The sequence below is a fragment of the Peribacillus sp. RS7 genome (assembly GCF_041956845.1).
GTDB lineage: Bacteria > Bacillota > Bacilli > Bacillales > DSM-1321 > Peribacillus.
The window spans coordinates 538,326-553,852 of record NZ_CP168135.1 but is presented as its reverse complement, the minus strand read 5'-3'; the positions used below and the strand labels follow the sequence as shown (position 1 = coordinate 553,852).

15 protein-coding genes are annotated in these 15,527 nt (G+C 42.9%); 9 read left to right on the top strand and 6 right to left on the bottom strand.

Annotated features, from left to right (window positions below; translation table 11 throughout):
• Nucleotides 1-8: 8 nt before the first annotated feature.
• The gene (locus tag ACDZ29_RS02855) at nucleotides 9-323 is read right to left on the bottom strand and encodes a hypothetical protein (protein WP_289326013.1); all 315 of its coding nucleotides are present in this window, start codon (nucleotides 321-323) and stop codon (nucleotides 9-11) included.
• A gap of 213 nt (nucleotides 324-536) precedes the next feature.
• Between ACDZ29_RS02855 and ACDZ29_RS02850 the strand changes: the two genes are divergently transcribed.
• Both ACDZ29_RS02850 and argH read left to right on the top strand, forming a co-directional pair.
• The gene (locus ACDZ29_RS02850) at nucleotides 537-1,742 is read left to right on the top strand and encodes an argininosuccinate synthase (RefSeq protein WP_289326012.1); all 1,206 of its coding nucleotides are present in this window, start codon (nucleotides 537-539) and stop codon (nucleotides 1,740-1,742) included.
• The gene (argH, locus tag ACDZ29_RS02845) at nucleotides 1,739-3,118 is read left to right on the top strand and encodes an argininosuccinate lyase (RefSeq protein WP_289326011.1); all 1,380 of its coding nucleotides are present in this window, start codon (nucleotides 1,739-1,741) and stop codon (nucleotides 3,116-3,118) included. Before ACDZ29_RS02850 ends, argH begins: the two co-directional genes overlap by 4 nt.
• 47 nt (nucleotides 3,119-3,165) lie before the next feature.
• Here argH and ACDZ29_RS02840 read toward each other — a convergent pair whose 3' ends face one another.
• A complete protein-coding gene (locus ACDZ29_RS02840) occupies nucleotides 3,166-3,618 on the bottom strand; it encodes a universal stress protein (protein ID WP_375089794.1) in 453 nt (150 codons plus the stop codon).
• Nucleotides 3,619-3,865: 247 nt separating this feature from the next.
• On the opposite strand from ACDZ29_RS02840, the gene ACDZ29_RS02835 reads away from it, so the two are divergent.
• Nucleotides 3,866-4,435 (top strand): hypothetical protein, encoded by a 570-nt coding sequence (locus tag ACDZ29_RS02835; protein WP_375089793.1) that lies wholly within the window; start codon nucleotides 3,866-3,868, stop codon nucleotides 4,433-4,435.
• Nucleotides 4,436-4,521: 86 nt separating this feature from the next.
• Here the strand turns inward: ACDZ29_RS02835 and ACDZ29_RS02830 are convergent, their stop codons facing one another.
• Entirely contained in the window at nucleotides 4,522-5,619 is a 1,098-nt protein-coding gene (locus tag ACDZ29_RS02830; RefSeq protein ID WP_375089791.1) for a M24 family metallopeptidase, read from the bottom strand.
• 114 nt (nucleotides 5,620-5,733) lie between these two features.
• Here ACDZ29_RS02830 and ACDZ29_RS02825 point away from each other — a divergent pair, with 114 nt between their 5' ends.
• The 3 genes from ACDZ29_RS02825 (at nucleotide 5,734) to ACDZ29_RS02815 (ending at nucleotide 8,231) form a co-directional block, all read left to right on the top strand.
• On the top strand, nucleotides 5,734-6,414 hold the full coding sequence (locus ACDZ29_RS02825) for a metal-dependent hydrolase (RefSeq protein WP_289326008.1): 681 nt from the start codon (nucleotides 5,734-5,736) through the stop codon (nucleotides 6,412-6,414).
• 197 nt (nucleotides 6,415-6,611) lie between these two features.
• Nucleotides 6,612-6,851, top strand: a complete 240-nt coding sequence (locus ACDZ29_RS02820; RefSeq protein WP_375089789.1) for a hypothetical protein — start codon at nucleotides 6,612-6,614, stop codon at nucleotides 6,849-6,851.
• Between the two features lie 60 nt (nucleotides 6,852-6,911).
• Nucleotides 6,912-8,231 carry a DRTGG domain-containing protein gene (locus tag ACDZ29_RS02815; RefSeq protein ID WP_289315370.1) on the top strand — a complete coding sequence of 440 codons (1,320 nt, stop codon included), beginning with the start codon at nucleotides 6,912-6,914 and terminating at the stop codon, nucleotides 8,229-8,231.
• A 30-nt stretch (nucleotides 8,232-8,261) separates the two neighbouring features.
• On the opposite strand, the gene ACDZ29_RS02810 is transcribed toward ACDZ29_RS02815, so the two are convergent.
• Entirely contained in the window at nucleotides 8,262-8,564 is a 303-nt protein-coding gene (locus ACDZ29_RS02810) for a YtpI family protein (RefSeq protein WP_289315371.1), read from the bottom strand.
• A 168-nt stretch (nucleotides 8,565-8,732) separates the two neighbouring features.
• On the opposite strand from ACDZ29_RS02810, the gene ACDZ29_RS02805 reads away from it, so the two are divergent.
• Complete coding sequence (locus tag ACDZ29_RS02805) at nucleotides 8,733-9,671, top strand: bifunctional oligoribonuclease/PAP phosphatase NrnA (RefSeq protein ID WP_370016038.1); 939 nt, start codon at nucleotides 8,733-8,735, stop codon at nucleotides 9,669-9,671.
• Nucleotides 9,672-9,770: 99 nt separating this feature from the next.
• Here the strand turns inward: ACDZ29_RS02805 and ytrI are convergent, their stop codons facing one another.
• Nucleotides 9,771-10,274 carry a sporulation membrane protein YtrI gene (ytrI, locus tag ACDZ29_RS02800; protein WP_289315373.1) on the bottom strand — a complete coding sequence of 168 codons (504 nt, stop codon included), beginning with the start codon at nucleotides 10,272-10,274 and terminating at the stop codon, nucleotides 9,771-9,773.
• Nucleotides 10,271-10,606: a YtrH family sporulation protein gene (locus tag ACDZ29_RS02795; protein WP_076364742.1), complete on the bottom strand. Its 336-nt coding sequence runs from the start codon at nucleotides 10,604-10,606 to the stop codon at nucleotides 10,271-10,273. The genes ytrI and ACDZ29_RS02795 overlap by 4 nt, the downstream gene beginning before the upstream one ends.
• 182 nt (nucleotides 10,607-10,788) lie before the next feature.
• On the opposite strand from ACDZ29_RS02795, the gene dnaE reads away from it, so the two are divergent.
• Complete coding sequence (gene dnaE, locus ACDZ29_RS02790; RefSeq protein WP_370016036.1) at nucleotides 10,789-14,148, top strand: DNA polymerase III subunit alpha; 3,360 nt, start codon at nucleotides 10,789-10,791, stop codon at nucleotides 14,146-14,148.
• 112 nt (nucleotides 14,149-14,260) lie between these two features.
• Nucleotides 14,261-15,502 carry an NADP-dependent malic enzyme gene (locus ACDZ29_RS02785; RefSeq protein WP_370016035.1) on the top strand — a complete coding sequence of 414 codons (1,242 nt, stop codon included), beginning with the start codon at nucleotides 14,261-14,263 and terminating at the stop codon, nucleotides 15,500-15,502.
• Nucleotides 15,503-15,527: the final 25 nt, after the last annotated feature.

The following is a 15,527-nucleotide window of genomic DNA, read 5'->3' as shown; positions in this document are numbered from 1 at the left end:
AATAGGCCTTAATTATGCATCTTTTCACTCACGGCTTGATTGGCACGATACCAAAGCCATAAATCATTGATGATGGAAGCCAGTTCGGCAATTTCGGAATTGAGCTGGCATGATTTGGTGAAATTACTCTCATCGGAGAGCTGAAACTGCTTTCGGTTAATGGTGGATTCCAGTTCCTTGATGCGGTCGGGGATGCTCCCCCGGATATTCTCCCAATGTACGAGTATTTGCTGTTGCTCGCCTTTTGTATATTCATCCCACTCCAGGTTGAAATCAGGAATGGGGATGCCAAGCCGTTCATCATAAGTAAATAGTTCTTTCATATTCCCTCCATTATTCGATTATTAATACTCCTAGTTTACTATATTCTTGCGTAAGCATCCAATGTGTGAATTCCCTTAAAATATTAACGGATTTTTTAGCAAAATCTTTAAAATACCCCTTGTATTCCTTTAATAAAGATGATAAAGTACTAATCATAGATTGAATAAAAATAACAAACGATGAATTTTTATTCATACGAAAGGGCGATGAAAATGAAAAATCAAAAAGTTGTTTTAGCATATTCCGGAGGTTTGGATACTTCCGTTGCAATTAAATGGTTACAAGATCAAGGGTACGAAGTTGTGGCATGCTGCTTGGATGTCGGTGAAGGGAAAGATTTGGACTTCATTAAAGAAAAAGCGATCACTGTCGGTGCGGTAAGTTCTTATGTAATTGATGCGAAGGACGAATTCGCTGATGAATACGCGTTGATGGCTCTTCAGGCACATACTTTGTATGAAGGGAAATATCCTTTGGTATCAGCTTTATCACGTCCGCTAATCGCAAAGAAATTAGTGGAAGTGGCTGAAGCGGAAAACGCGGTAGCCGTTGCGCACGGTTGTACGGGAAAAGGAAATGACCAAGTGCGTTTCGAAGTATCCATCTCGGCATTGAATCCTAACTTACAAGTTCTTGCACCTGTTCGTGACTGGAAATGGTCCCGTGAAGAGGAGATTGAATATGCAGCGAAAAATGGCATTCCTGTTCCGATCGGCTTGGCAAGTCCATTCTCGATTGACCAAAACCTTTGGGGAAGAAGTAACGAATGTGGAATCCTGGAAGATCCATGGGCAGCTCCACCGGAAGAAGCGTATGATTTGACTGCAAGCCTTGAAACTGCGCCAGATACTGCTGATATCATTGAAATTGGTTTTGAACAAGGTGTGCCGGTTACATTGAATGACAAAAACTATAAATTGGCTGACTTGATTGTTGAACTGAATCAAATTGCCGGTAAACACGGAGTTGGACGTATCGACCACGTGGAAAATAGATTAGTAGGAATCAAATCACGTGAAGTCTATGAAGCACCCGGTGCGATGACATTGATAGCTGCACATAAGGAACTTGAAGATATCACGCTTGTAAAAGAATTGGCTCACTTCAAACCGGTGATCGAGAAGAAAATGACTGAATTGATATATGAAGGACTTTGGTTCTCCCCGCTTCAAAAAGCATTGGCCGCTTTCCTGAAAGAAACACAAGTGAATGTAACGGGTACAGTCCGTGTGAAACTATTCAAAGGTCATGCGATTGTTGAAGGAAGAAAATCAGAGTACTCCCTATATGACGAAAAATTGGCTACCTATACAAAAGCTGACGAATTCGATCATGATGCAGCAGTTGGTTTCATTAAGTTATGGGGACTTCCAACGAAAGTGAACAGCATGGTCAATAGCAAGAAGGTGACAGTGTGAGCAGCAAGCTTTGGGGAGGAAGATTCACGAAATCTGCCGAAGAATGGGTAGATGAATTTGGAGCTTCCATTTCCTTTGACCAGGAACTTGTGCTTGAAGATATTCAAGGGAGTTTAGCTCATGTAACCATGTTAAAGCAATGCAGCATTTTACCTGAAGAAGATGCTGATCAGATCATTGCAGGTCTGAAAAGTTTACAGGGAAAAGCTGAGAAGGGTGAATTGACTTTTAAGGTTGAGATGGAAGATATCCATCTTAACCTGGAAAGTATGCTCATAAGCGAAATCGGTCCAGTTGGCGGAAAGCTTCATACAGGAAGAAGTCGTAATGACCAAGTTGCAACCGATCTTCATCTGTATATGCGGAATCAAACGAAAGTGATTCTGGAGCTCATCAATGACCTGCAAATAGCGATTTTGGGACAATCCAAGAAAAATGTGGAAACGCTAATTCCAGGTTATACACATTTGCAGCGTGCACAGCCCATTTCATTTGCCCACCATTTAATGGCTTATTTTTGGATGCTTGAGCGTGATAAGCAGCGCTTCACCGAGAGTTTCAAAAGGATCAATGTTTCTCCATTGGGTGCTGGGGCATTAGCTGGGACGACTTTCCCGATTGACCGTGCGCTCAGTGCCGAGCTATTGGGGTTTGACGGAATTTACGAAAACAGCCTTGATGCGGTAAGTGATCGTGACTTTGCCATTGAATTCATGAGCAACAGTGCGACGATGATGATGCATTTATCCCGTTTCAGCGAAGAAATCATCCTTTGGTCAAGCCAGGAATTCCAATTCGTTGAATTGGATGATGCGTTTTCAACGGGAAGCAGCATCATGCCGCAAAAGAAAAACCCTGATATGGCGGAATTGATCCGTGGTAAAACAGGACGGGTTTATGGTAATTTAACGGGGTTATTGACTGTCTTGAAAGGACTGCCGCTTGCTTATAACAAAGATATGCAAGAAGATAAAGAAGGCGTTTTTGATACGGTTAAGACCATTGTTGGTTCACTTAAAATATTTGCCGGCATGATTTCGACAATGAAAGTGAAAACGGACGTCATGGAAAAAGCAACAAGAAATGACTTCTCGAATGCGACGGAATTAGCTGATTACCTAGCTTCAAAGGGAATGCCTTTCCGTAAGGCGCACGAAGTGGTCGGGAAACTTGTATTGTTCTGTGTCCAGAAGGGCTGCTATTTAGTGGACCTAAGCATTGAACAATTCCAGGAAGCTTCCGAGTTGTTTGAACAAGATATTTACGATGCATTAAACCCATACGAAGCCGTTAAACGCCGTAACAGTGCGGGCGGTACAGGTTTTGCCCAAGTGTTGCTCGCGATTGAAAAAGCGGAAAAACTTGTAAGTGAATAATCATAAAAAGCTCGTTCACCAATTTGGCGAACGAGCTTTTTTTATGATTATTTTTTACAATTCGTACGCACGACCATTACATCACAGTTTGAATGGCGAACGATGCCTTCCGACACGCTGCCGATAAGGAAACGTTCGACTGCGTTAAGGCCTGTTGCACCGCAAACAATTAAATCGATAGAATGTTTTTTCGCTAGATCCCTTGGAATTTGAACTTTAGGAGAACCATATGCAACTTCTGTTTGGACCTTTGCAATCCCGGATGCAATGGCTTCCGTTTTATACTTGTCCAATAGCTCATTGGCAAAGGTTTCAGAGTGATCACGGATAGTCATATCATATGCTTCGACAGTGGGGAAATTCCTTGTATCCATGATATGTGTGAGCACAAGGGTAGCGTCACTGAGTTTTGCTAAATAGATTGCCTTTTTTAAGGCCCACTCTGCTTCTTCCGAACCGTCCACTGCTACAAGAATATTTTTATAATCTATACTATTCAAGTGAATCTCCTCCTTCTATTTAATTCCTATTATACAATGATTTACCTAATGGATCTGATTTCAATTGTAACAAATTAGCGAATGTTTTAGCCAATGATTCTGAAATCGTAAAATGAAAAAACTGATTCCAACCTTATTATTATGATGAAAAGATAAGTACAATCATTGCATGAACCGAACCACGCATCTTATTCACCTTATTTCTTCATTTATGGTAATTTTTAGTGCGAGAGGGGAGTTTTTTTCTTTGAGTGTTTCAAGAATATTAAACTATGCATTATATTTGTACGTACTTTTGTATGCTTTGATCTATTTCATTTATATTTTTTACATCAATGCTGTACATGCTTCGATCAGTTTAATGAGTATATCAGCACTGCTGCTTCCATTTGTTCTTTTACTATTTTTTCAATGGATTTCATGGAAATATACCGATCAGCATAATAAAAGGAAAATCAAAATTAGATTTATAGTCCTATCAAGCCTTGGCTTTTCTCTTCTATTTTATAGTGTGGTTATGTTAGGGGTAAATGAATATGAATCAAGGTTCACCACTGAAAGATGGTTGAATGATGATGAAGGAAGAGTATATCTGGTTGATGACTTAATGAATGATCATGAATTGATAGGCAAGACAAAAGAAGAAGTGACCACGCTTTTAGGGCCCCCAACAGAAACGGAATATTTTAAAGAGAAAGATAATGTTGTTTTTTATCTTGGTGCCGAGAGGGGAATCATAAGAATGGATAGTGAATGGCTGGTCATTTGGTTTGACGGCAGTGATAAAGCAGTGAAGCTTGAACTGCGGACAGATTAGTTGAAATGAATTTTGAATAAATACCCCCCTCTTAAATGAAGGCGGGGGTATCCGGGTTTCGTTACATAAAATGGGTAAATGCGTGATCACTTTATGATTTGCAGGCTCTTGGGGAATTTGGTCAAAATCTCACAGCCAGTATCGGTGACAAATAGATCATCTTCAATCCTGACGCCTGCAACATTCGGAACATATATGCCCGGTTCGATCGTATAAACCATTCCGGATTGAAGCTCGAGGGAATTCGTTTCAGTCAAGGATGGGTATTCATGGACGCTGATCCCAAGTCCGTGGCCGAGCCTGTGCGGGAAGAATTCACCATATCCTTTATCCCTGATGATGTTTCTGGCAGTCAAGTCTATCTCGGAACAGGATACACCAGGTTTACTGGCTCTAACGGCAGCTTCTTGTGCCTTAAGTACAGTTTCATATATTTCTGCCTGTTTATCATTGATATCTCCGTAAGCGACCGTTCTAGTGATGTCAGAGCAGTATCCTTCATGAACGACGCCCAGGTCAAAAAGGACAAGGTCACCGCGCTGAACTTTCGTATTCCCAGGTGTGCCATGTGGGGAAGCGCCATTTTTACCGGTCAGGACCATGGTGGAGAAAGACATTTGGCTGACTCCGGCCTTTTTCAATTCGAATTCTATCGCTGCAAGGATTTCCATTTCCGTTTTACCTTCATGAATTTCGCTGACACCCACTTCAATCGCAAAGTCGGCAAGGCGGCAAGCTTCACGGATTTTGACCATTTCATCTTCCGATTTGATCATTCGCATCCTTTGAAGTTTTTCTTCTGCGGAAACGAGCTTTGGTGCTCCGAAGTATTGTTGGACCTTTTCATAGCGTTCTACATTCATATGCTCTTTTTCAATGGCCATTGTATTAATGGTTAACCCGCGATTCCCCACTGCTTGCTTAACTTTTTCCCATGGATTTTCAATGTCGGTGTAACCGATGATATCTCCAGCCCATCCAGCCTGTTTAGCATCCGGAACTTCCATCTGCGGGCAGACAAGGATTGGGTCGGCATTTGCAAAAATGGCAAGTGCTAGCAGTCTTTCGTGAGGATCACTAAAAAAACCGCTCAAATAGAAGATGCTCTCTGTAGATGTAAGTAAAGCGGCTTCCGTTTCATTGGCCTGTAGCCAATTTTGTAGTTCTCTCAAACGTTCATTCATGACGATACCTCCATTAATAAGATATAATTACCTTAGCAATATTTATAAGTATAGTAAATGGGAAAGGCCTGATAAGGCCATTTAAAAAGTGAGTAAGGGAAGGGAGCATCAAAAATGAAAGTATCTTTTCATGGACATGCAGTTGTAAAAGTCGAAACGAATGGTAAAACGATTTTATTCGATCCGTTCATTACTGGAAACGCTTTGACCGATTTGAAGGTGGAAGATGTGAAACCGGATGTGATCATCTTAACGCATGGTCATAATGACCACGTCGGTGACACGGTTGAATTGGCCAAGAGGCATGATGCACTTGTCATTGGCATAGCAGAGATTGCCGACTACCTGGGTGCTCAAGGGATTAGGACTCACGGGATGAGCATCGGCGGAGCTTTTGAATTTGAATTTGGAAAAGTGAAATTGACGCCTGCTTTCCATGGAACGGGATTCGTTAACGGGGATGGACAAATCGTTTATTTGGGAATGCCTGCTGGCGTGTTGCTTACGATAGAAGGGAAAACGATCTATCATGCGGGGGATACATCTGTATATTCCGATATGAAACTGATCGGGGAGCGACATCCGATTGACTTGGCATTTTTGCCAATCGGCGACAATTACACCATGGGGCCGGAAGATGCCGCACTTGCAGCGAAATTCCTTCAAGCCAAACAAGTCGTGCCGATTCATTACAATACTTTCCCTGTCATCAAACAGGATCCTAACAAATTCATCGACCTGCTTGAAGAGGGAAATGGACTGATCATGGAAGCCGGAGATGAAATAGAATTTTAATAAGAGCGGGAGCCTGCAGGGGCTTCCGTTTTTTATGTGGATTGTATGGGGATAGCCGACTGAAATGACGGATTTCCCTTTAGCATTTGCCTTCTACGCAGATGATTCCCAGCGATAGGAAAGTAAAGTCTCGTTCAGCAGCCAAGTCTTTTTTCCTTTCACAGGCATAAAATGAATAGATGAGAAAAAAGGGGGGATTGGATGAAACAGAGGTTATTACTGTGTTTGCTTTTATGCGGTGTGATGCTGTATTATGCCGTGCCGCGCTTGTCATTGGAAAGTGGCGGTCTGGAGAGTCTGTTTGCTGGGTCCTGGCTGTTGTTTGCCTTGTTGGCGGTGGCTGGCAACTTGACGGGGATACTATATTCCCCGAAAAAACAAAAGGTAAATCGCCTGCCGGAATACAAAAGGTTGCGCCAATACTAGTAGTTGTTTGATAAACTAGGCTCTTTGACCTTATAATGGGGAATAGGAATACCGTGAAAAGGGTGAAGCGCTTGGCTACAAAGCATGAACAAATATTAAAACATATCGATGGGCTCCCTGTTGGCGAGAAGATTTCCGTCCGTCAAATTGCGAAAGCATTGAATGTTAGTGAAGGTACGGCATATCGGGCAATTAAAGAGGCGGAGAACCAGGGCTACGTAAGCTCGATTGAGCGGGTAGGCACGATTCGTATTGAGAAAAAGAAAAAAGAGAATATTGAAAAGCTCACTTTCGCAGAGGTAGTTAATATCGTCGACGGACAAGTTCTTGGTGGGAAAACGGGACTTCATAAGACATTAAATAAATTCGTCATCGGGGCGATGAAGCTGGATGCCATGATGAGATATACGGGTGCAGGCAATCTGCTGATCGTCGGGAACCGTACCCAGGCCCATGAGCACGCGTTAAAAGCGGGTGCAGCGGTGCTGATTACCGGGGGATTCGATACGGAAGAGCCCGTTAAAAGGTTAGCCGATGAGTTGGAGATGCCAGTCATTTCAACGAGTTACGATACCTTTACCGTCGCAACGATGATCAATCGGGCGATCTATGACCAATTGATCAAAAAGGAGATCTTGCTCGTGGAGGATATTTTGACACCCGTACAGGAAACGACCTTTTTAACAGTGGGTGACCGGGTCCAGACTTGGCATGAACTGAACCAGGAATCCGGGCATAGCCGTTTCCCTGTTGTCGATGACAATATGAAGGTTCAAGGAATGGTCACATCAAAAGATATCATGGGTCAGGAAGAGTTGACGCTCATTGATAAGGTGATGACGAAAAACCCGATGACCGTAGGCGATAAAATGAGTGTTGCATCTTCTGCACATATGATGGTTTGGGAAGGCATTGAGTTGATTCCTGTGGTGAATGACAGTCATATCCTGAAGGGAATCGTGAGCAGGCAGGATGTGCTGAAGGCCCTGCAAATGAGTCAAAGGCAGCCTCAGGTCGGCGAAACGATCGACGATACGATCACGAGTCAGCTTGTGATGACTTCAAATCGTGGCAAGGGCGAGGAAGTGTATAACTATGGCGTCACTCCGCAGATGACCAATTACCTTGGAACCATTTCAAGCGGTGTGTTCACGACATTGGTTACGGACTCAGCGAACAGGGCACTCCGAAGCTATAAGCGCGGTGACTTGGTCGTGGAAAATATGACGATTTATTTCATCAAGCCAGTCCAGATTGACAGTACGCTTGAAATCCATCCGCGTGTCCTTGATGTAGGACGTAAATTCGGAAAAGTGGATGTCGAGGTGTTTAACCAAGGCAAACTAGTCGGCAAGGCGATGTTAACTTGCCAATTGCTTGATAGATCATGAAAAAAATCAAAAAGGATAATCGAAATTCGATTATCCTTTTTGATTTGCGGCTTCTTCAATTGCATGCGGCAGGTAAAATCTATACATTTTATAGCCTCCCCAAATGCTGAATAGGCCAACGGAGATGAAAACGGCAGAAATGATATAAGTGGTGGTCGTGTGGAATAGAAAAAGCTGATTGATTCCGAATAGTGCGACAAACGCTCCAAGGGCAATGGAAGACTTCCCTGAAATCCACTTTTTCTCCATCGGCATTTTGGTTCGGACCATTTTAATTTTATAAAACAGATAGACCCCTAGTGATAGAACGATCAAGGTGACAAGAATAGGCATCGTTTAAAATTCCCCCAATTTAACATATGTACCTTTTTATTGTAGCGGGAAATGAAAGAGAATGCCACAGTAAACAAGATGACTCTTCCTATTTCCGCAATTTTTTGATTAAATGAAATATATCATCTTTATTAGGCTCGATAATACATATGTTGAGGGGAGATCAATATGAAAGCTGAAATTTTAGCAGATATAAAGCGTTATGATACTATCATTCTCCATCGTCATGTCCGTCCAGATCCGGATGCTTATGGTTCACAGGGTGGATTGGCGGAAATCCTGAAGGCATCTTTCCCTGAAAAGCGCATTTTTACGGTTGGGAAAGAAGAACCGTCATTGAATTATTTAAGAAGGCTCGATGTGATTTCGGATGAAACATATCAAGGTGCATTGGTCATCGTTTGTGATACGGCAAATACGGACCGGATTTGTGATGCGCGTTATAAGACGGGGGATAAACTGATTAAGATTGACCATCATCCTAATGAAGATCCATATGGGGATATGCGCTGGGTCGATACATCAGCAAGTTCCGCAAGTGAAATGATTTATGACTTTTACCAGTTCGGTAAAGAACAAGGCTTGAAGATGAGTGATGAAGCGGCACGTCTTCTATATGCAGGCATCGTTGGCGATACAGGTCGTTTCCTATTCCAAAGTACGACTGAAAAGACATTTGCCTATGTCAGTGAATTGATTCACTATTCATTCTCCCGCCCGCAGTTATATCAGGAGATGTATGACGTCAATGAAAGTATTGTCCGGTTGAATGGCTATGTGCTGCAGCATTTTGAAATCCTACCATACGGTACGGGGAAAATGATCATCACAAAAGATATTCTTGAAAAATTCAATGCTTCGACATCTGAGGCATCTCAGCTCGTTTCCTCGCTCGGTTCAATTAAAAATGTTAAGTCGTGGGTCTTTTTCATTGAAGAGGATAAAGAAATCCGAGTCCGTTTCCGTTCTAAAGGGCCAATCATCAATACGATTGCCCGTAAATATAACGGCGGTGGCCATCCGCTTGCAGCAGGGGCTTCGATCTTTTCTTGGGATGAAGTGGATAATATCCTTGCCGATTTGGAAGAGTTGAATAAAGTGAATTAGAGTATGGTATACGATTTTTGTTGAAATGACTTGAAGACCAAATCAAAGTGATTTGGTCTTTTATCTTTGCGTAATTTAGGATTGTCAGAAATCGTTTTATCACGAATTTCTCTTTACTTTGATTTCTATGTTCATTTTCGTATAAAACATGATTTCAACGACTTCAAGATCATAACGCTTTTTATTGATGATCAGTTTTTTATTTTCGATGGATTTTATCAATAGCATCTTTCCGTTATATACACTGACGACATCTTTGGCGAGAAGAGAGGAAAGGTCGTCCTCTATCACATCCTCCGCTTCAGCAATACTCAACTGATCGAGACTGTATGTTTTTCCATTCGTTATCGTCACTTCGACTTCTTGAATCGTTAAGATCTCTTCGTTTTGCTGGTTCAATTTTTTATAATCCTGCTCCCAAATTGCGATTTCCCCGTTTAAATCCTTGATCTCTTCTCTTTGTTCGTGAATGGTTCTGATCTGCTTCTCTTGCTGGACCCCATGCATATAAAAGAACATCACCCAGCTAATCAGTCCGCCAAGCGCAGCTCCGGCAAAAAAACGCTGCCAGGTGGGTGCCCGGTGATAGGGAGGAATCCTCATGATGATATATGCTCCTGCGTAAACCAGTTTATGATCAGTGCTCCTGTTTGTGCTCCGCCAAGTGCAGATAGAATCAAAAGGACTTGCTTGACTATATCCTTCGTTTCTCCGTGGAAAATACCGCGTTCGAAATTATAGACCATATCAAAGGTACCCCCGATGGCAGCGACAATCGCCCATATACGCAGGCTGTCCGATAGCCGGAACACAGTCGTCATCGGGGCTTGTCCAGTAAAAAAAGCGGCGAGGCCCCCGATTATCGAACCGCCAAGCAAAACGCCAAGCGATATGAAAAAGCTGTTGAGAAAGGCTGGAACAAAGGCTTCATTCATATATCATCATCCTTTTTTTCTTGATATTCTTCTATTCCATTTATATGGGAAGTGCAGAGGTATTATGATAGTCGGCGGAAATCAGGATGTTAAATTGCATTGGTAATGAGAACATATTTTCTTTTTTTGAAATAAACACTATAATGAAAAGAAACATGCCTTACAAAGGTGGGAGAAAAAACGTGTATACTCATCTCCATATTCAGAGCGGATACAGCTTGCTGACAAGTACGGTTAAAATCACTGAACTTGTGGCCAAAGCGAAAGAGGATGGCTGTAAAAGTCTTGCCTTAACCGATCGAAATGTTATGTACGGTTCGGTCTATTTTTATAAAGAATGCAAGAGACAGGGAATAAAGCCAATCATCGGCATCCTTGCAGATGTCCTTGATGAACAGGAATCGGCACATGGCCTTCTTTTATTGGCAAAAAACCTGCAAGGATATCAAAACCTGCTTAAAATAAGCAGTGCCATAAAAACGAAATCCCCGTCAGGCATTCCAATGAACTGGCTTAAAGCCTATTCCAGTGGCTTGATTGCAATCACACCGGGTGCGGAGGGGCAAATAGAAACACTTTTGAGAGAAGAAAATCCTGAAGAAGCCAAACTGGCAGCAGGGCGTTTCCTGCAGATTTTTGGTCATGATAACTTTTTCGTATCCATACAGAGACTTTCGATTACGGATGAGGAGAAAGGTAACGAAGCCATTAGCCAGTTGGCGAGAGATTTAGAGATAAAGATTGTCGCTACGAATCCGGTCTATTATTTGAACGAAAGCGATGCACTCGCTCAAGAAGTCCTTCTGGCAATAGGAAATGGAGACAAGCTGGCGGATGAGGCGCATACGGTTCTTGAATCCAATCAATTTTATTTGAAAAGCCGGGCTCAGATAGCTGAACTATTCCATGACAGACCTGATGCACTCGAAAATACACTTCATATAGCCGCGCAATGCAATCTGGAAATTCCGTTTCATCGATCATTGCTGCCTAAGTATCCTACTGAAGAGGGAATAACTGCAGAGGAAATGCTCGAAGCCGTCTGTTTCCAAGGGTTGAAGAAAAGAATGCCGGAGCCATCCATTCAATATGAAGAGCGCCTTCGGTATGAATTGGATGTCATTGCCAAGATGAAATTCAGCGATTACTTTTTAATCGTTTGGGATTTCATGAAATTCGCTAAGGACCATCAAATCCTGACTGGTCCTGGAAGGGGATCGGCCGCCGGATCGATGGTCGCTTATGTGCTGTCGATAACGGATGTCGATCCAATCGAACATTCCTTGCTGTTCGAGCGTTTCCTGAATCCTGAACGTGTCTCGATGCCGGATATCGACATTGATTTTCCGGATAACCGCCGTGAAGAAGTGATTGCCTATGTCGCGAAGAAATACGGGGAACTTCATGTAGCACAAATCATTACGTTCGGAACATTAGCTGCCAAAGCTGCCTTAAGGGATACAGGACGTGTTTTCGGCTTGAATTCAAAGGAACAGGAAGCGGTATCGAAAATGATTCCAGGCCGTCTGGGCATCACGCTTCCTGAAGCATACAAGGAATCGAAAAGGCTGAGGGAGTTCGTTAATGAGAGTGACCTTAATCAAAAACTTTTTCAAACGGCGTTATTGCTTGAAGGGCTGCCCCGACATGCTTCGACACATGCGGCAGGCGTCGTCATCAGCGATCAGGCACTCACCGAGCATATCCCGATTCAGGGAGGACATGACGGTATCCATCTGACTCAATACCCAATGGACCTCCTCGAAGAACTGGGACTGCTTAAAATGGATTTTCTTGGACTCCGTAATTTGACGCTCATCGATAATATCTTAAAGAACATCCATAAAGGAACCGGGAAAAAGCTGGACCTGTCCCATATCCCAATGGATGACCCCGAGACGTTAGCCCTTTTAGGTAGAGGTGAAACAACTGGCGTGTTTCAATTTGAATCAGATGGCATCCGAAAGGTTTTGATCAAGCTGAAACCGAACCGATTCGAGGATATCGTTGCGGTCAATGCCCTATATCGTCCAGGTCCGATGGAAAATATACCGCTGTTCATCGAGCGGAAACATGGACTGGCCCCCATCGATTACCTGCACCAGGATTTGAAGGATATTCTTGAGCCTACATACGGAGTCATCGTTTATCAAGAACAAATCATGCAAATTGCTTCCCGCCTAGCCGGATTTTCACTTGGCGAGGCTGACCTGCTCCGCCGTGCCGTTTCGAAGAAGAAGAAGGATGTGCTGGATCAAGAGCGGCAGCATTTTGTGAGCGGCTCGTTGAAACAAGGGTATTCCGAAAGAACGGCAGATGAGATTTATTCCTTGATCGTCCGCTTCGCTAACTATGGATTCAACCGAAGCCATGCGGTGGCGTATAGTGTCATCGCTTATCAGCTGGGTTACTTGAAAACCCACCATCCGGAATATTTCATGGCAGCACTCATGACGTCGGTCGTCGGGAATGATGAAAAGATTTCCCAATATATCCGTGAGGCAAAAAAGAAAGGGATAACGGTTTTGACACCCTCGATTAACCGGAGCGGATACCCGTTTTTACCGGAAAAGGAAGGGATCCGTTTTAGCCTTGGGGCCATAAAGGGAATAGGCGGTACGGTTTTAAAAGAAATCTTTGCTGCCAGACGGCAAAAGAAGTTCGCTGATTTATTCGATTTCTGTTTACGCGTTTCAGGAAAAATCGTAAATAGAAAAGTGTTGGAGGCGCTTGTGCATTCAGGTGCATTTGATGAATTCGGTGAAGACCGGGCAACATTGTTGGCGAGTTTGGACGTAGCGATCAGCCATACGGAATTGGTTAATCCAGATGATGATCTATTCGATATGTTTTCGGACGGCGAATTTTCACTCAAACCGAAATACAACAAGGTCGAGCCTATTCCAATCGAGCATAAACTCTCATTGGAAAAAAGCGCCTTGGGGCTTTACCTATCGAATCATCCGGTGACCAGCTACAGGGAACTTTTTCAATACTTCGGATGTTTGACGATAGACGAAGCAACCAATAAAAAGGAATCGAAAGTCTTACTTGGCGCATACATTACGTCGGTTAAAACCATAAGGACAAAAAAGGGCGATGTGATGGCTTTTTTGAGCGTTAGTGATGAAGAGGGAGACATTGAAGCAGTCGTTTTTCCCAATGTTTATAAAAACCACTCTGCCGACTTGAATAATGGACAACTCGTTATGCTGCAAGGGACATTGGAAGAACGGGATGGAAAAACACAACTCCTGATCAAGAACGTATACCCGCTTGAAAAAGTGAAGCAGATGAAAGAGGAAAAAAACGGAACGATATTCCTGAAAATTGAGGCTGGCAAGCAAACGAAGGAAACACTGCAAAAAATAAAAAAAATTTTAATGCAGCATAGCGGTGAAACCAAGGTGATGCTTTTTTACGAGAGGGAAAACCGCTATGTACAGCTATCTTATTGGGATTGGGTCAATCCTACAGATAGTCTGATGCAGGCACTATTTGACATGGTTGGAAAAGGGAATGTGGTTTACAAGAGAGAATAACTGTTTTACAACTTTAATAGTTATGTTATATTGAAAACAGGCCGCTGTGGTCTGACCACTAGATTTCAGCATATATGATTTGGGTTACCCAATTTGTTTTAGGAGTGAAACTATGACATTAAGAGAAGAAGCATTACATATGCATCGCTTGAATCAAGGAAAATTAGAAACAGTTTCGAAAGTACCGGTAAGGAATGCAGTGGATTTAAGCCTGGCTTATTCTCCTGGTGTCGCAGAACCTTGTAAAGAAATTTACGATAAGCCGGAAACCGTTTATGACTATACAATGAAAGGGAATACTGTTGCAGTTATTTCTGATGGAACGGCTGTGTTGGGACTTGGAAACATCGGTCCTGAAGCTGCTATGCCGGTTATGGAAGGAAAAGCCGTTTTATTTAAAAGCTTCGCTGGAGTGGACGCTTTCCCTATCTGTTTAAAAACGACGGATGTGGACAAAATTGTAGAGACCGTTAAATTACTCGAACCGACTTTCGGTGGAGTGAACTTAGAGGACATTGCCGCACCAAATTGTTTTGAAATTGAAGAACGTCTTAAGAAAGAAATGAATATCCCTGTTTTTCATGATGATCAGCATGGTACAGCCATTGTGACTGTTGCCGGTCTTGTAAATGCATTACGACTTGTGAATAAATCAATGTCAGAAATTAAAGTGGTAGCGAATGGGGCAGGCGCTGCGGGCATTGCCATCATTAAATTGCTTTATAGCTATGGAGTTCGTGACATAATCATGTGTGATACGAAGGGTGCCATTTATGAGGGCCGTTCGACAGGTATGAATGATATAAAAGAACAAGTGGCGAAAGTGACCAATCGAAATAAGATTTCAGGACCTTTGGAAACTGTCATTCAAGACGCTGATGTATTTATAGGTGTTTCTGCTGCAGGTGCATTGACCAAAGAAATGGTTTCTTCGATGAATCGGGATGCAATCATCTTTGCGATGGCTAATCCAGATCCGGAAATCATGCCGGAAGATGCGAAAGCAGCGGGTGCCAAGGTTGTTGGAACAGGTCGTTCGGATTTCCCGAATCAGGTCAATAACGTCCTTGCTTTCCCAGGGATTTTCCGTGGAGCGTTAGATGTACGTGCGACTCATATCAATGAAAAAATGAAGGTTGCTGCAGTACAAGCCATTGCCAGTTTAATACAGGAACATGAGTTGAATGAAGACTACGTTATCCCTGCTCCTTTTGATGAGAGGGTAGCGCCTGCGGTTGCGGCGGCTGTTGCCAAGGCAGCGATGGAAACGGGAGTGGCTAGAATTAATGTGGATCCCGAGGAAATTAAAGAAAAAACAAGGAAATTAGCGATCATTGGAAAAAGTGAGGAATAATTAATTTGGCAGGTCGTACTTCTTC

Excerpts from the sequence above, each read along its gene's own strand:
- ACDZ29_RS02855 (WP_289326013.1), bottom strand. The coding sequence starts at position 323 with ATGAAAGAACTATTTACTTATGATGAACGGCTTGGCATCCCCATTCCT.
- ACDZ29_RS02850 (WP_289326012.1), top strand. The coding sequence starts at position 537 with ATGAAAAATCAAAAAGTTGTTTTAGCATATTCCGGAGGTTTGGATACT.
- ACDZ29_RS02830 (WP_375089791.1), bottom strand. The coding sequence starts at position 5,619 with ATGAATGAACGTTTGAGAGAACTACAAAATTGGCTACAGGCCAATGAA.
- ACDZ29_RS02825 (WP_289326008.1), top strand. The coding sequence starts at position 5,734 with ATGAAAGTATCTTTTCATGGACATGCAGTTGTAAAAGTCGAAACGAAT.
- ACDZ29_RS02810 (WP_289315371.1), bottom strand. The coding sequence starts at position 8,564 with ATGCCTATTCTTGTCACCTTGATCGTTCTATCACTAGGGGTCTATCTG.
- ACDZ29_RS02805 (WP_370016038.1), top strand. The coding sequence starts at position 8,733 with ATGAAAGCTGAAATTTTAGCAGATATAAAGCGTTATGATACTATCATT.
- ytrI (WP_289315373.1), bottom strand. The coding sequence starts at position 10,274 with ATGAGGATTCCTCCCTATCACCGGGCACCCACCTGGCAGCGTTTTTTT.
- ACDZ29_RS02795 (WP_076364742.1), bottom strand. The coding sequence starts at position 10,606 with ATGAATGAAGCCTTTGTTCCAGCCTTTCTCAACAGCTTTTTCATATCG.
- ACDZ29_RS02785 (WP_370016035.1), top strand. The coding sequence starts at position 14,261 with ATGACATTAAGAGAAGAAGCATTACATATGCATCGCTTGAATCAAGGA.